15 protein-coding genes are annotated in these 15,403 nt (G+C 44.8%); 2 read left to right on the top strand and 13 right to left on the bottom strand.

Features of this window, described 5'->3' with window-relative positions:
- Positions 1-35: 35 nt before the first annotated feature.
- From L2744_RS00480 to L2744_RS00510, 7 genes are all read right to left on the bottom strand, one after another.
- The gene (locus L2744_RS00480; protein WP_248990198.1) at positions 36-500 is read right to left on the bottom strand and encodes a YehS family protein; all 465 of its coding nucleotides are present in this window, start codon (positions 498-500) and stop codon (positions 36-38) included.
- Positions 501-790: 290 nt separating this feature from the next.
- Positions 791-2,065, bottom strand: coding sequence for an Nramp family divalent metal transporter (locus tag L2744_RS00485; protein ID WP_248990199.1), 1,275 nt, complete (start codon positions 2,063-2,065; stop codon positions 791-793).
- 116 nt (positions 2,066-2,181) lie between these two features.
- Positions 2,182-2,721 carry a PH domain-containing protein gene (locus L2744_RS00490; RefSeq protein WP_248990200.1) on the bottom strand — a complete coding sequence of 180 codons (540 nt, stop codon included), beginning with the start codon at positions 2,719-2,721 and terminating at the stop codon, positions 2,182-2,184.
- Positions 2,722-2,993: 272 nt separating this feature from the next.
- Positions 2,994-3,494, bottom strand: coding sequence for a DUF4447 family protein (locus L2744_RS00495; protein WP_248990201.1), 501 nt, complete (start codon positions 3,492-3,494; stop codon positions 2,994-2,996).
- A 30-nt stretch (positions 3,495-3,524) separates the two neighbouring features.
- Positions 3,525-3,932 carry an SMI1/KNR4 family protein gene (locus L2744_RS00500; RefSeq protein WP_248990202.1) on the bottom strand — a complete coding sequence of 136 codons (408 nt, stop codon included), beginning with the start codon at positions 3,930-3,932 and terminating at the stop codon, positions 3,525-3,527.
- A 164-nt stretch (positions 3,933-4,096) separates the two neighbouring features.
- Positions 4,097-4,882 (bottom strand): RelA/SpoT domain-containing protein, encoded by a 786-nt coding sequence (locus tag L2744_RS00505; protein WP_248990203.1) that lies wholly within the window; start codon positions 4,880-4,882, stop codon positions 4,097-4,099.
- 218 nt (positions 4,883-5,100) lie between these two features.
- Entirely contained in the window at positions 5,101-7,185 is a 2,085-nt protein-coding gene (locus tag L2744_RS00510) for a M13 family metallopeptidase (RefSeq protein WP_248990204.1), read from the bottom strand.
- Between the two features lie 330 nt (positions 7,186-7,515).
- Between L2744_RS00510 and rsuA the strand changes: the two genes are divergently transcribed.
- Positions 7,516-8,268: a 16S rRNA pseudouridine(516) synthase RsuA gene (gene rsuA / locus L2744_RS00515; protein WP_248990311.1), complete on the top strand. Its 753-nt coding sequence runs from the start codon at positions 7,516-7,518 to the stop codon at positions 8,266-8,268.
- 75 nt (positions 8,269-8,343) lie between these two features.
- Here rsuA and L2744_RS00520 read toward each other — a convergent pair whose 3' ends face one another.
- From L2744_RS00520 to L2744_RS00530, 3 genes are read right to left on the bottom strand one after another with little or no spacing between them, the layout of a single operon-like run.
- Entirely contained in the window at positions 8,344-9,300 is a 957-nt protein-coding gene (locus tag L2744_RS00520) for a DUF4097 family beta strand repeat-containing protein (RefSeq protein WP_248990205.1), read from the bottom strand.
- A complete protein-coding gene (locus tag L2744_RS00525) occupies positions 9,297-9,872 on the bottom strand; it encodes an anti-sigma factor (protein WP_248990206.1) in 576 nt (191 codons plus the stop codon). Before L2744_RS00525 ends, L2744_RS00520 begins: the two co-directional genes overlap by 4 nt.
- On the bottom strand, positions 9,872-10,405 hold the full coding sequence (locus L2744_RS00530; protein WP_248990207.1) for an RNA polymerase sigma factor: 534 nt from the start codon (positions 10,403-10,405) through the stop codon (positions 9,872-9,874). The genes L2744_RS00525 and L2744_RS00530 overlap by 1 nt, the downstream gene beginning before the upstream one ends.
- 431 nt (positions 10,406-10,836) lie before the next feature.
- Here L2744_RS00530 and L2744_RS00535 point away from each other — a divergent pair, with 431 nt between their 5' ends.
- Entirely contained in the window at positions 10,837-12,699 is a 1,863-nt protein-coding gene (locus tag L2744_RS00535; RefSeq protein ID WP_248990208.1) for a methyl-accepting chemotaxis protein, read from the top strand.
- Between the two features lie 62 nt (positions 12,700-12,761).
- Here L2744_RS00535 and L2744_RS00540 read toward each other — a convergent pair whose 3' ends face one another.
- From L2744_RS00540 to lolB, 3 genes are all read right to left on the bottom strand, one after another.
- Positions 12,762-13,709: a ribose-phosphate pyrophosphokinase gene (locus L2744_RS00540; protein WP_011073601.1), complete on the bottom strand. Its 948-nt coding sequence runs from the start codon at positions 13,707-13,709 to the stop codon at positions 12,762-12,764.
- A 110-nt stretch (positions 13,710-13,819) separates the two neighbouring features.
- Positions 13,820-14,674 (bottom strand): 4-(cytidine 5'-diphospho)-2-C-methyl-D-erythritol kinase, encoded by an 855-nt coding sequence (ispE, locus tag L2744_RS00545; protein WP_248990209.1) that lies wholly within the window; start codon positions 14,672-14,674, stop codon positions 13,820-13,822.
- 1 nt (position 14,675) lies between these two features.
- On the bottom strand, positions 14,676-15,320 hold the full coding sequence (gene lolB / locus L2744_RS00550) for a lipoprotein insertase outer membrane protein LolB (protein ID WP_248990210.1): 645 nt from the start codon (positions 15,318-15,320) through the stop codon (positions 14,676-14,678).
- Between the last annotated feature and the right edge of the window lie 83 nt (positions 15,321-15,403).

Here is a 15,403-nt window from a genome sequence, read left to right on the forward strand (position 1 = left end):
TGGCTGCGTTTGATATTATGAGCGAATGCTTAACCTTATGCGCCGCGATACTTAAGTGATAAACCGCGGATAAAATTGCGCAGAATTTGATCGCCACACTCTTTAAAATTCTTGTGATCCGGGTTGCGGAACAGGGCGCTAAGTTCTGATTTTGACATTTGCACTTCGGCTAAAGCCAGAGCAGCAACTATGTCTTCTTCACGCATTTCGAGGGCAACTCTCAGCTTTTTGAAGATGAGGTTGTTGTTTAAACGTGAAACGGGCGCTGGAATTTCAGCACCTTCACGTAGACCGCGCTTCTCGATAATAAGACCATCTAAAAATTGACATAAGGTCGTGTCGTTACAAGCTTTATAACCTTCTTCCTCTTCTTTACGTAGAAGATCAATCATCTCTTCGACAGGCACTTCTCTTCCAGCTTTGGCAAAAATTTTAATCATTTTTGCATTGCTAAAATCAAACACGAAGCGCAAACGGCGCAAAATATCATTATTAATCATGGTCATCTCTTGGCGCGGCTGCGCTATCTGGTTTAAGAGCCCGCATTATATACCCAAACCACCTCTAAATGCAGAATTCAGAGGGAATTTAATGCCAGTTAGCTAATGCCATTTACTGCTCCTGCATAAATGACATGCACGCCGTCCTAACTATTGCCACGGTTTGCGGGCTGACGGACTAAACCCATTTAACATTGAGGTTGAGTTTACGTTCAATTGCGCGCGCACGTAAGCGTGAATGTCATCGTGGATTTTAAAACCGTGGATTTCAATTTAAACATGTCGACTCGTTAACCTTTAATGGTGTTGTACCAATAGATAAACAGTGCCGCGAAAATCAGCAGATAACTTAGGCCAAACCAAGAGAGTAGTTTCATCTTAGCACCGTATCTATCGGCCTCGGGGAGCTGTTTACTGGTCATTAAGCGGTAGTTTAACCAAGCAAAAATGACTGTGGTCATAAAGGCTAAGATCATCACAAACTCGAGTAGCGGCAATAGTGCGCCTTTAAAGAAGAGGATCAGCAACAAGCCAAAGGCACTGATGGCGAGCATAATCCCTGTGAAACGTTTATCAGAGCTGGTCGCTGAAGTGAGTAACTGCCAGCCCATATCTAAGGTGCGGCTATAACCATCGATCACTGTCACTGTGGTACTAAAAATACAGAGAAACGCCACAATACCAATAAGATAACGACTCTCGCCGCCCATCACTTGGCTGTAAAGATTAATTAGTTGATTCGCAAATTGCGCGCCGGAATCTGAAAAACGCTCACCACTGCCGTGCATCACTAAGGCACCTAATGCTAAGAATACAATCGCGAGGATCGCAGTTACTATGTAGCCTAAGTTAAAGTCGAGCAGCGCCTGCGCTTTCGTCACTGTCTGGCTTTTTTGTTTTTCGAGCAACCATAGGGAATTCCAAGCACTCACTTCAATCGGTGCCGGCATCCAGCCCATCATGGCGACCAGAAATCCCACATGGGCCCATTGCCAAGGTGAGGGAGAGACGAAATTGCTCGCTAATGGTTGAGCGTGATCCCAAGCCAAGGCCACGGCAATTAATGTGGTTAAGGTTAGGGCAAACATGATGATTTTAGTGAGTCTATCGAGCAGTTGATAATGACCTAAGATCAGCAAAGCCAATGAACTCAGTAATACCAGCAGGGCCAACCAATCGATGGGCAGCGGAATAAACTGGGTCAACATAGCGGCAGTTAACATGCACACACCTGCGGTACTGGCAACTGCGGCGATCACATTGAGTCCAGTAAACAGCAGTAAGTAACCTCGACCCTGTTTTTGGTAACCGTGCAGTAAACTCTCCCCTGTGGCAGCGGTGTAGCGTGCACCAGCCGCAAAGAAGGGATACTTAAGCAAATTCACCCCAAGAATAACCCATGCCAGTTGCCAACCAAATTCGGCGCCGGCGCGAGTGGATGCGACTAAATGGGATGCACCAATAGCCGCTGCAGCCATAAGAACACCTGGCCCCATGGCTTTAATGCCGAGCATAAGGTGTGCAGTCCAATGAGAGGGGGATAATGCAACAGAGGATTTAGTCATGTCGTTATCTAATATTGCCTATTTAATCGATGGACAATGAAGTGAGCTAAAGTTTGCTTAGGCTATGGGTTTTAGCTTAAACATAAGAACATAAATGTAAAACGATAAAAACTGCTTTAGCCATTAAGTTTTTGGGTGAGTAAAGCTTCGATCCGTTTTAAGCTTGCTGCCATCTCGGTCACGTTTTGCAATAACACATTATCTGGCTGCACCGATGGGATTGTTGGGTGCGAGGGTTGAGTAAGACGTTCTTTTTGTTCTAGTACGCGGGTTCTAAACCTAGGTGCATCGATTATGCCGACTAGGCTTATCAAGGCCCCAGCCCCCGATTGTCCAGCAGTTTCAACTGTGAGTTTATGCAGGCCAAAAAGGCGCATAATCGGACCTTGGATCAATGCCATATCGGTAATTTTATCTAAAGGAACTGTGTTTTCGGTGCGCGTTAATATGCCACGGCGTACGATAAGTTTGTTATGGGTAAGCTGCGCACTCATATTGTTAATATAGCGACGAGTTCCCCACAGCCCAATTGGAAACCAAAGCAATAACAAGGGAATACCTACTATGCTTAAGCTGAAATAGGCTGCCCCAGAAAGCAACCAATACCAACCTAAATTTGCTGCAAACTCTGCTTGATAAATAATTTTGTCTTCCATATTTCCTCCATAAATTCCGTTACTAAACATCATGATGTGGCTTGAGTTTGCACTGTATGCTGGGATGATTATCTTGAGTTATTTATGGATAAAAATACAGATTTTTAACATATTAGGATATGCTTTTTTAACTCTATGATTTTGCAGCATAATAGCTTTGAAGAATTTTAGTATAGAAGATAGGGTGTTAACTGTATCAAAGGTAAAAAAGGGCAGATAGTGATATCTGCCCTTAATTTTCATGCTGGTATTAACCGTCTGGATTCAGCCGCTTATAGCTGCGTTGCTGCCCATTTTGCGCGGCTTTCACGGCTTTCACTCATGCCATTCTGTTCGCGGTAAGCTTTATAGGCTTCAACATTGAGTGGGATTAAACTCACATCCACCTCGAGTACCAATTTGCACTCCTTCTTAATGCGCCATGCGGATGTGTTGTAAAGTTCTGCCAGTGGCAGTGAGCTTAAAAACTCAGGATTATATTGGTTATAAATGGCTTGGGTTGGATATACCACAAAGGCGAGTTGACGCTTAGGTTCTTTCTTAAATAATTCTTCAATACCATCGCAGGTGTTGAGCACTTGCATCTCAATGATATCGTCGATTTCTAATAGCTTCTTTTGGGCAAGCTCAGGTGCCAGTTGTTCGCCGTTTTCCCAGGCTAATACATCGGCTTCGCTATGGTTGGTAAGCGTGCCAACTTGAGCCGCACTTAAGCTTAGTGATTGGCGTAAGTAGCTCATTTCGATGGCATTCAAGCCAATATTTTTAGACATAATGCTGTTCTCAAGTTCGATAGTAAAAAATTAGTATTTGTTTTTTAACCAAATATCTTCAACCCATTCCCAGAAGGATTCCCAATAGATATCGGCAAAATCCCCATTTTTCCAAAAGTGCACTTGACCCTCTTGGTCGATGCAATAAAAGTCATCACCCATCTGACAAATGGCAATCATGTCCCTTGGCATACCGATTGACCAAGCATAGCAGGTGACTTCCGGGAGATAAGTGTGTGAATAGGGATCTGCAACGGTAACGGGTTCAATTGCGCCATAAATGACATCACTGGCATAAAGTAGATATTCCTTTAGCTCCCTTGGCAATGAAATGAGGATCTGTTCTTCCACTTCGACTAATTGCTCAAATGTGGGTAATTCGAGCGGAACGGGCACGGTTTCACTGCGTTCTTGGAGTTGCTCAATAATGTCGTGCATGGCATTTCCTGCGGTTAGGGCTATGGCGCGGGATTATATACTCAAATAGCGCTTTGATGCGAGAGAGTGGTTTTCGCGCAATATTTTGAGGTAACTTTTAGCGCTGTAAAAGATGGAAAAAGGCGCTGGCACCTTTGCAGGATACCAGCGCAAGAGTGGAAGGTTTAGGCGACGGCGACTCTTAATAAACTGGCCTCATCGACCCGTTTATAGTTAAGCCAAGCTTTGTGATAAAGCTTGTGTGATTCTTGGCGCAGTTGGGTAATTTGCGCTAACTCAAACTCGCTCAATGGACGCTGTTGTTTGATCGCATTCGCCTCAATCATCTGCACTTTCTCATATACCTCGTGCTCGGAACCATTTTTGATATCGGCGATATCTTGTAGATGTAATTGCACTTCAGCAATCATGCCTGATTGGGGTAAGCGTACCAGCAGGTTGAGATCGCGATAGCCTGAGGCTTTTGGCGTGGCAAAGCGGTTTTTTTGTCTAATGACTTGGGTTTGTTCGCTCAATACTTGATAGGCCTGCATTAGCTCTTGGATGCTATCGGTAACGATACTGGCTCTAGCAAGATCCGTAATTTGGCTAGCATCACCGTTGAATTTAGTCGCGACTTTATCGGCGGCACGTTGATAGCTTTTTACAGCAGGGATAATGATGTGCGCTTGAGATTGCGTTGCAATCTGTTGGAGTAATTGACTCAACTCGGCTTGAGCTTCATAGGCCCGTGAATATAAGTTTGCTAGGTCGGTTGAGGTTTGGAGTGGTGTGTCGAAAGTTTGGCTGCTTAGAGCATACAGACCTTGAATATCATGGCTTTGTGCTTGTCTTGCACTGTAATTGCTGCGGTCTGTTTTCGTGTCACTGATATCTAGGGCATTTGCAACAGTTGCACGGCTTGATAATAAGAGTAGAAAAATAAAAAAGGTACGAAATAACTTATTCATAACGGCCTACTTCCTTATTGGGAGTGATATACCTCAGGGCACCACATTAGACTGTTATTGCTTAATTAAAGCTGAATTAATAGTGAAGACTTGTTCATGTTGTACAGGGGTCACATTCATTGCTCTGTGGTTTAGATAAATAAAAATGGCGCTACCCATTACAGGCCGCGCCATTTAGTCGCTCAGCCAAGTTGGCTGAGCGGTGATTTAAATTTGGCTTACCAAATTTTTACGCGTTTTTCTGGGGCGATATACATAGCATCAGCGGGTTTTACATCGTATGTGGTGTAGAACTCAGGCATGTTTGATAAAGCACCCAGTGCGCGGAATTCCGCTGGTGAGTGTGGATCGGTGGCTACGCGGTTACGCATGGCTTCTTCTTTGGCTTTTGCTCGCCAAATTTGCGTGAAACCGATAAAGAAGCGTTGATCGCCCGTTAGGCCATCGATAATCGGTGCTTCTTTTCCGTTAAGCGATTTTTTGTAAGCGCGATAAGCGATAGTCACACCGGATAAGTCACCAATGTTCTCGCCTAAGGTTAAGCTGCCGTTTACATGCAGATCATCAAACACAGCATAACCATCGTACTGGGCGATCAGTGCTTTACCGCGTGCAGAGAATTCTGTTAAGTCTTGCTCTGTCCACCAATCACGCATATTGCCTTCACCGTCGAACTTAGCACCTTGATCGTCAAAACCATGGCCCATTTCGTGGCCGATAACGGCACCAATACCACCGTAGTTCACCGCATCGTCAGCTTCCATATTGAAGAATGGCGGTTGCAGAATCGCAGCAGGGAACACGATTTCGTTCATGGTTGGGTTGTAGTAAGCGTTAACGGTTTGTGGCGTCATGTGCCACTCGTCTTTATCAATTGGCGCGCCCAGTTTAGCTAATGACTTAGCATGTTCAACTTCGCTGGCACGCATAGCGTTACCGACTAAGTCATCTGCTTTGATTGTCAGTTTGCTGTAATCTTCCCATTTGTTTGGGTAACCAATTTTCGGGTTGAATTTTGCTAACTTATCCGCAGCGGCCACTTTAGTGCTATCGCTCATCCAAGCCAGCTCTTTGATGCTGTCACCATAAGCGCCACGCAGGTTTTCAACCAGTGCTTGCATACGTTCTTTGGCTTCAGGTGCAAAATGGCGTTTTACATACACTTTTCCGACAACTTCACCCAAAATTCCGTTTACTGTTGCTACACCGCGTTTCCAGCGAGGTTCTTGCTCTTCTTGGCCGTTTAAGGTTTTAGAGAAGAATGCGAAGTTTTCGTTATCTAATGCTTCACTTAAATTGCTGGCGGCATGTGTGAGCACTTGCCACTGCATATAGGTCTTCCAAGTGGCGAGATCGGTTGTTTTAAGAACTTCGTTTAAACCTTGAATATAGCTAGGTTGGTTAACGATAATATCGGCTTGTTTATCTGCACCTAAAACGGTTAAGTAACCTGTCCAGTCGATGTCTGGTGCTAATGTTGGCAGATCCTTCACTTGATACAAGTTGTAGGTTTTAGTGCTGTCACGGGTTTCAACGACATCCCAATGCTTAGCGGCAATGGCAGTTTCTAGGGCTAGGATAGATTCTGCGCTAGCTTTAGGATCGGCAAGACCTGCAAGGCTGAACATTTTTTCGATGTGGGCGACGTACGCTTTACGGATATTAACGAAGCGTTCTGACTCGTTAAAGTAGTAGTCTTTTTCCGGCAGGCTTAAACCGTATTGCCACAGGTGTGTCGCGTAGCGGTTAGAGTTTTTGGCATCGACATCGATATAAAATGCCATCGGGGTACCCGTACCAGCGATTTGGCTGTGGGCGAAGTACTTCACTAATTCATTTTTGTCTTTTAAGGCATTAATTGCATCAAGTTCGCCTTGGATTGGTGTGACACCCAGTTTGTTGAGTGTGTCTGTATCCATAAATGAGCGATATAAATCGGCCACTTTTTGTTCATCTGTGCCAGTGGCGAGATTGGGCGTTGCAGCCACTTCTTCGATAATGGCTTTAACATCGTCACGTGATTTTTCACGTAGATCGTAAAATGCACCAATGCTAGTGCGATCCCCTGGGATCTCAGTGTTTTTTAACCAAGTACCATTCACATATTTGTAAAAATCGTCCTGTGGACGAACCGATTTATCAAAATGGGCAAATTCAATGCCTGAGCCTAAGGCTTTAGTCACGGCAGCCGCAGTCGCAGTTTGAGTGGTTTCAGGTGTTTTAACTTCAGCCGTTTTGTCATTACAGGCAGTCAGGCCTGCGATTAATGAGGCACACAGTCCCCCAATAAGTACTTTTCTCATGTCGTTTCCTTCGAGTTTATTATTGTGCCCCTATCTGGGGCTGTTATTGGTCTAAATGGGATTGCTTCAGGCGCAACAAAACGTATGTTAATGCTTTAGTAGGAAGCTAAACAAGGTGATTACACTGTTTAGGTGAGATTTATTATCAGTGATATGTAACTAAAAATTACCATGGGCTGTGATGTAACCTAGAAGCACAAGCTTACCGTATGCGAGCCTTTTGAAGTTAGTGAATACTTAGTTCTGTTTGGGTGTATTGCTCAAATAATCTCAATATATTGAAACTCGGATGTTGAGATGGCTTGGGTATCGATCATTAAATCAGTTAAATTGCCCTTTAAGGTCATCGGCCTCATAATATGGCAGTTTTCTTTATTGAAGTTGAGTATTAACGTGCGTTTAGACAAATTTATTTGTGAAAGTACCTCTCTCACCCGTTCATTGGCGAAAAAAGCCTTGCACCGTGGCGATATCAGCTGTGATGGCGTAGTCGTTAAAGACTCTGGTTTTAAAGTAACTGAGGGAATGCAGGTTTGCCTCGAGGGAGAACCCATTGTTTTAGTGGGCGAGCGCTATTTAATGCTCAATAAACCTGTCGATACGATTTGCTCAACCATAGATGAGGCCTATCCCTCGGTGTTGAGTCTGCTCGATGTACCTAAACCTGAAACCTTGCACATCGCGGGTCGTTTAGATGCGGATACCACAGGACTTGTGTTGATCACCAGTGATGGTCAGTGGTCACATAAAATCACATCGCCTAAAAAAGAATGCGGTAAGCGTTACTTAGTACAATTAGCAGATCCAGTGGATGACGGTCTGATTGACGTTTTCGCCAAAGGGATTGAACTGCGTAATGAAGACGGTCTCACAAAGCCCGCTATTCTAGAGATTATTGATCCGCAACAGGTACGTTTAACCATTACCGAGGGTAAATATCACCAAGTGAAGCGCATGTTTGCCGCCGTTGGCAACCTCGTCGTGGGATTACACCGTGAAAGTATTGGACAAATTGAGTTAGACCAGGCTTTAGCATTAGGCGAATGGCGTTACTTAACTGCTGAAGAAATCGCTTCTATATAGTGATTTCAATAAAAATGAGTTTTCCCATAGAAATGCCGCTCAACCTTGAGCGGCATTTTTGTTCACAGGGCGTGATTAAGGTTTTTTGAGGGTAAGGTTACCGCTGATGGTATTCATTGTGACATCCGCAGTACCTGCACCCGTTTGGAAGCTGAGTGACTCATTAGGCACGTATTTTTGTTTTTGAGGCACATCTTGGCTTAAGCCATTTTTGATTTTTCCACCGGGACCACCGTTTAGGTCAAAGCTCGCATCCGGCTGCTCTGCGAAGGTGGCGGTAATATCACCGCTGACGCTTTCAAGATTCGCTTTATCAAAGGTTTTTGCCAGTGATACTTGGATATCACCGCTCACAGTTCTGACACTGATGTCTTTTGCTGTACTAAAGTTCGCTGTTACTTCACCTGATACTTGTTCTACTTTGACCTTTTCGGCTAGTGTTTTGCTGTCTAGATCACCACTCACAAGTCGATACTTGATTTCACCTTTACTTTCAGTGTCTTGGATTTTTCCTGACACAGTATCTAACATGACTTTACCTTCCAGTCCTTTAGTGGTGATGTCGCCAGAAACCGTGTGCAACGAGGGGCTGCCGCCAAGGTTATCGGCGCTAATGTTGCCACTGACGGTATTTAAATCCAGTTCACCTTGAGTTTGGGCAATTTGCAGGTTTGCAGAAATAGTGTCGGCGCTGAGTTTGACTGTTTTAGGAACTTTGATCGTGAGTTTTGAGCCTTTATCATCACTACCGTTGTAGTGACGGGGCATTTTATCTTCAATATTTAAGTTATTGCCTTTTTGCTCAAAGACAAAACCTTCACTTAGCTCGTCGAGTGTACCAGTGACACTGACTTCATTTTTATCCCAGCTCTGGATTTGCACATCACCACGTTGAACCTTGATTTGCAGTTGAGTACCGCTGCTAATACTCAATTGTTTGTCCACACTTTGGGCCGCAAACACGCTGCCCATTAAACCGAGATAGAAGGTTGAGACTAATAGGCTGGTCTTAGTTAGATTAAAGTGGCTCATAGGGTGTTTCCTTGTGTTGAGTTTTTAATGGGGAGTTTTTGGCCTTGCTGCAATAGGTCTAGTTCACGCTGTTGTACCCAAAGCCAGAGTTGCCATAATTGTTTATCGGTTGGATTAGCTTGTAATGCTTGGTAAATCTGCATACCTGCTCGTCTAAGTTCCTCTAATCCTTGTTCTACCGGAGTGCTAAAACTGCTGGCCTGCCAGGTGGGAACATTCGGTGAGTGTTCCAGTGCGTCGACTTGCCCTTGGTGTGTGGCCGCAATTTGTGTCAGTAGGGTTTGCAACGCTTTATCACTGTCTGTATTGGTACTCTGTGCGGTGAGTAATCCCCTTGGTGTTTCCTCTTGGTATTGGTAGCCGAAAAATACGACTAACAATATCGCTGCAGCCATTGCCCATTGCGGCCATAAGTGTCGCGTTTGCTTAGGTGCATCAGTGTTAGGGTGCAATGGCTTATCCATACGCTTTTCGATCGTTTGCCAAAGATCCTGCTTTGGTATTAACGCCTTGGGGGCTTTAGCGATCAATTGTTCGAGCTGTTCTTCACGGGAACGCGGTGGTAACGACATTACAGCATCTCCTGTAGTAATTGCTTCGCCCTGTGGTATTGGGTTTTACTGGTGCCAACGGCAATACCAAGCAGTTCGGCTATTTCCTCATGTTGGTAACCCTCAATGGCGCAAAGTACGAACACCATGCGAGCCCGTTCAGGTAGCAGGAGGATAAGCTTATCCAAACCTTGATATCCCTCGTCCGTACTATGGGGCTCATTGTCATTTTCAATTGGAATAAAACGCGCCCAAAAGGATTTCTGTTTACGAATACTGCTCAATGCTTGATTCACGCAAATGCTATGTAACCAAGTTGAAAATTGACTATCGCCTCGAAATTGCGGCAATTTTTGCCACACGAGGATAAAACACTCTTGGGTGATTTCTTCAGCCTGAGCGACTTGACCACACAGACGTAAAGACAGCGCATAAATACGTTGATGATGGTTTAAGTACAGTTGCTTAAATGCTGTACCATTACCTTGGCTCGCGAGGGTGACAAGATCAAAGTCAGACATTGTGCTGTTGAGTGGCAGTATCCCTGTCGTCACTGTACTTTCCTGTCATGGTGATTGAATGTTGTAGTTTTGACGCCCTGAAAGTGGCAAAAGGTTTGGACTAAGTGAAAATATTTTATTCCAAGTCGCTGTGGGTCTGCCCCATCATAGGTATTAACTGTCCATTTTGTCATAAAAGTGTCATATAAGCTTATGACAGCAAAGTATTATTTCAATGAGTCCACATTATTCCAAGCTACGAGTCAATTAAACTCGAGCTATACTTCTTCAGATTCAATCGACATCGTTACTGTTTGCGCAAACACAGCACTGTAACTCTGGGCGGTGAAAGCCAATTAGGTTTATGATCATCAATTGACTCACATAACTATATGTATAAAAAGTGAATGTTGTGGATACTGTTGCCTGCTACTGGCTTAGTTTCTCACTCTTTTAAGTAAAAATGATGATATCGGGGATCTTCTATGTTAATCCGCTCAAAGCTGTTACTCAGTGCGGCAGTATCCATCTCGGCATTAATTGCGATGTTTGGCTTACAACTCCATTCTAATTCGGTGGAATCGGAACTTTCCCATGCGGCTCAAAATGTACTTGAATTAGAACGGGACATGCTAATACTCCGTAGAAATGAAAAGGATTTCTTTGTTCGTAAAGACTTACTATATGTCGAAAACCATAAGCAGGTTTATGCTCAGATAAGTCAATCTATCCCCGCACTGGAACAAATCTTTAAAAAATACGATGTACCCACGCAATCTTTAGAGAATTTTTCCCATCATTTAAATCAATATCAGTCGACATTTAGTGAGGTGGTACAGTTACAGCAAGAGATAGGTTTAACTCCTAAAACGGGGCTTTACGGCACACTAAGAAGCGCTGTCCATAATGTAGAGTCACTGCTTAAGGAATATGATCAGTCATCCCTGGCGGTCGCCATGTTGCAATTAAGGCGAAATGAGAAAGATTTTATGCTTCGGCGCGAGCTCAGCTATGTTGAAACCTTCGATGCCAATATTATTCTATTTAACAATAGCTTGCTTTCATCGGGCTTAGATAGCGAAACCCAGGGTAAAATTTCAGTTCTTATTGGACAATATCAAAAAGATTTCAAAGGGTTAGTGAGTAAAGAACAACAACTTGGGTTAACTGAAAAAGACGGAACTATGGCGCGGATGATTGCGGCAAACAAGTTAACTGAAACAAGCGCCGATGAGCTGCATAGTCTTGCGCTCAACACCATTGAAGTGGCTAAGAGTAGTAGTGTTAATCTTGGCATGATGGTGTTTTTATTAATAACGGTACTGTTGTCTATCATCACTTACCTGATTATCCGCAGTATTATCACACCTGTTGAGCGTATCACTCAGGTGATTTCCCGTATCGAGCAGAGCAAGGATTTAACCTTAAGATGTGATGCTTCAACGCAGGATGAACTGGGTAAAATTGCTGAGCATTTTAATAGCATGGTTGGGAGTTTTCAGCACCTTATTGAACAAGTTATCGAGTCGGTTGCTACCATCAATACATCCTGTAAGCATGTTTCAGAAAATGCGATGTTGGCCTCTGAAGGTGTAGCACAGCAGCTAAATGAAACCGATATGGTGGCAACGGCGATTACTGAAATGGGGGCAACCATAGATGAAATTGCCAAAACCACTGAGCTTGCAGCGCAAAAAGCGGGGAAAACCCACGATAATGCGCAGAGTGGTCAACTAGAAGTTGAGCAAACAATTCATAAGATCCAATCTTTGGCCGAACAGCTTAATAGTTCAGCGGCGGTTGTGAGTGAATTAGAGCATGACAGCGAAACCATTGGCAGTGTGTTAGATGTGATCCGTGGTATTGCGGAGCAAACAAACCTACTTGCCCTTAATGCTGCCATCGAAGCTGCACGTGCGGGAGAACAGGGCCGAGGTTTTGCTGTTGTTGCCGACGAAGTCCGTAGCCTTGCGATGCGAACTCAATCCTCGACTCAGGAAATTGCCAACATTATCCAAACCTTGCAGAGCCGTACCCGTTCTATTGTGCAGCTTATGGATGCCAGCCAAAAGCAAGGATCAGAAAGTGCGGAACAGGCTGCAGCAGCGGGTGCACTGCTGAAACTTATCAATAATGATGTGCGTAATATTATGGATATGAGCACGCAAATTGCGGCAGCTATCGAAGAGCAAAGTATGGTTGCCGCTGAAGTGAACAAAAACGTCGTCGTGATCCGTGATATTGCTGAAGAATCATCAAAAGCGGCTGATGCTAACGCTTCAGCATCCGATGAGCTTAAGGCCCAGGCCGAGTATCTCTATCGCGCAGTAAGCAATTTTAAAATCTAAACCTTTGGGGAAAACAAAAACGCACTCAAAGGAGTGCGTTTCTTTTACTGCAGGTCGCCAGATTAATGGCTAAACATCGCAGAGATAGACTCTTCGTTGCTTACGCGGCGAATGGCCTCCGCCAGTACTGCAGACATAGTCAACTGAGTTACTTTAGCCACTTTTAACATTTCTGGACTTAAAGGAACTGTGTCAGTAACGATAACTTCATCGATCACTGAGTTGGTAATATTTTCAGCCGCTTTACCTGAGAACACTGGGTGAGTCGCGTAAGCAAATACGCGGTTTGCACCATGTTCTTTTAAGGCTTCAGCCGCTTTACACAGAGTGCCGCCTGTGTCGATCATATCGTCAACGATAATGCAGTCACGGCCTTGAACATCACCTATGATGTGCATAACCTGAGCAACGTTCGCCTGTGGGCGACGTTTGTCGATAATAGCTAAATCAGAATCATCGAGCAGTTTGGCAACCGCACGGGCGCGAACAACGCCGCCAATATCGGGTGAAACCACCACTGGATTATCTAATTTCTTCGCTAACATATCTTCCAGTAACACAGGGCTACCGAATACGTTATCAACAGGAACATCGAAGAAACCTTGGATTTGCTCAGCGTGCAGGTCACAGGTCAAAACGCGGTCAACACCTACGCTTGACAGGAAATCGGCAACCACTTTCGCGGTAATAGGTACACGTGCGCTACGAACGCGACGGTCTTGACGTGCATAACCAAAGTAAGGAATAACTGCGGTGATACGACCAGCAGATGCACGGCGCAGCGCATCAACCATAACGATGAGTTCCATCAGATTATCGTTGGTCGGCGCGCAGGTAGATTGGATGATGAACACATCGGCTCCACGTACATTTTCGTTAATTTGGACACTGATTTCACCATCGCTGAAACGACCAACCACTGCGTCTCCGAGTTTGCAAAATAGACGATCGGCTATCTTTTTAGCGAGACTGGGGGTGGCGTTCCCAGCAAAGAGCTTGATGTCGGGCACTGTATGAACCTCAGGCGTTTGCTTTATATTTTAGTGGCTAGAGTAACGACGATGTAGGGACGGGAGGACCCGAGACGTTATCGTATGTGGTTACCCTAGAAGAAAGTAGTTTACGGATGATCGAGCCGCGTGATGAGCGGCGAAATATTCATCCCTTTTGCAACAAATCCTTGCATATCAGACGGTAATTTCGCCAAGGCTGCGAGAGCTTGTTGCTGTTGTGTAAATTCCCCAAACACGCATGCGCCTGTTCCGGTCATTCTCGACGGCGCATATTCTAGCAGCCAGCCCAAGGCCTTGGCAACTTGAGGGTACTTAGATACGACCAGTTTTTGGCAGTCATTTGTCCATACCTTACTCATCAAAGTGTCGATGGCAAGTTTTGGGGTGTTGCGTGGTAAAAGGGGATCTTGGAACACATCTGCGGTGGAAACATGGGTATCGGGTGCTATGACTAAATACCAAGGTTCAGGTGGCGAGACCGCTTGTAAGCGTTCACCCACACCTTCGGCAAAAGCAGCGAAACCATGAATAAAAACAGGAATATCGGCACCAAGTTTAAGGCCGATTTCTGCCAATTCTTCGGTCGATAATTGGGTGTTCCACAAGCGGTTTAACGCTACGAACGTGGTTGCAGCATCCGATGATCCACCACCCAAACCACCGCCCATAGGGAGGCGTTTATCTAGCCAGATTTCAGCCCCACCTTTAAAGCCTGTCACTTGTTGTAGTGATTTTGCGGCTCGCAGAATTAAGTTATCGCTATCTGCGACAACGCCAGCCATATTCGAGTGCAAAATCAGCTCTGAGCTGTCAGTGACCTTGAAATCAAGCATGTCACAGTAATCGATAAACTGAAACAAAGTTTGCAACTCATGATACCCATCGGCGCGGCGGTCATTGATGTGTAAAAACAAGTTGAGCTTGGCTGGCGCGGGCCAATTACGGGAGATGGTCGCTGACATGCTAAGGTTTCTCTCCGATTATAATTGCGGCCTTGCCAAGGGCTTGCCATTGATTTATTTGTAGTTTGAGCTGTAAATCGCCACGTTCAAGTTTTAACTGATGGGGGACATTAGCACCGCTCTGTAATTGCCAACTTAAAAATTCGACTAACCAAGACGGTGGTGTTAGATCATTAATCAGTTGTTTAGGATTAGCTTTACTATCGCGGCTTAACACGCGATCCTTCGAGCCGATTTGGCCTGTTATCCACAAAGGTAAATCGGCTAAGGGAATCGACCAACCGCTGACTCGTTCCAGTAAATCTTGGGCGTTATCGTCTTTAAAGTCTTTTCCATCAATATGTAAATGGGCAGAGTTCGGTGTCGCTTCTAGCGTTAACACTGTCGTACCTAGCATTGTGGTGAGCGTGAGCTCGTCACGCTCTTCACTATGGCGCCAATAAAGATTGGCACTGAGCTTATCTTCGGGGGTTTTTATGGCAAGTTTGCCCTGTAACTCCCACGCTTTTGCTTGGTTGGGATTACTGATTGTGATTGGCGTTAAGTCGTCTGCAGGAGGCAGCGTTTGGCAGCCACCCAAAAAGAGCAGGGTGCTCAAGGCAATACAAGAGAAAATGGATTCTGTGAAGCGCTTCAAATTATTCATCTATGACTGATATACCAAAGTCCTTATGATACGAGGGCTTGGAAAGAATACCAATGCCAATCGTAAAATTTCCATCGGCGGTC

The organism is Shewanella profunda, assembly GCF_023283765.1.
Lineage (GTDB): Bacteria > Pseudomonadota > Gammaproteobacteria > Enterobacterales > Shewanellaceae > Shewanella > Shewanella profunda.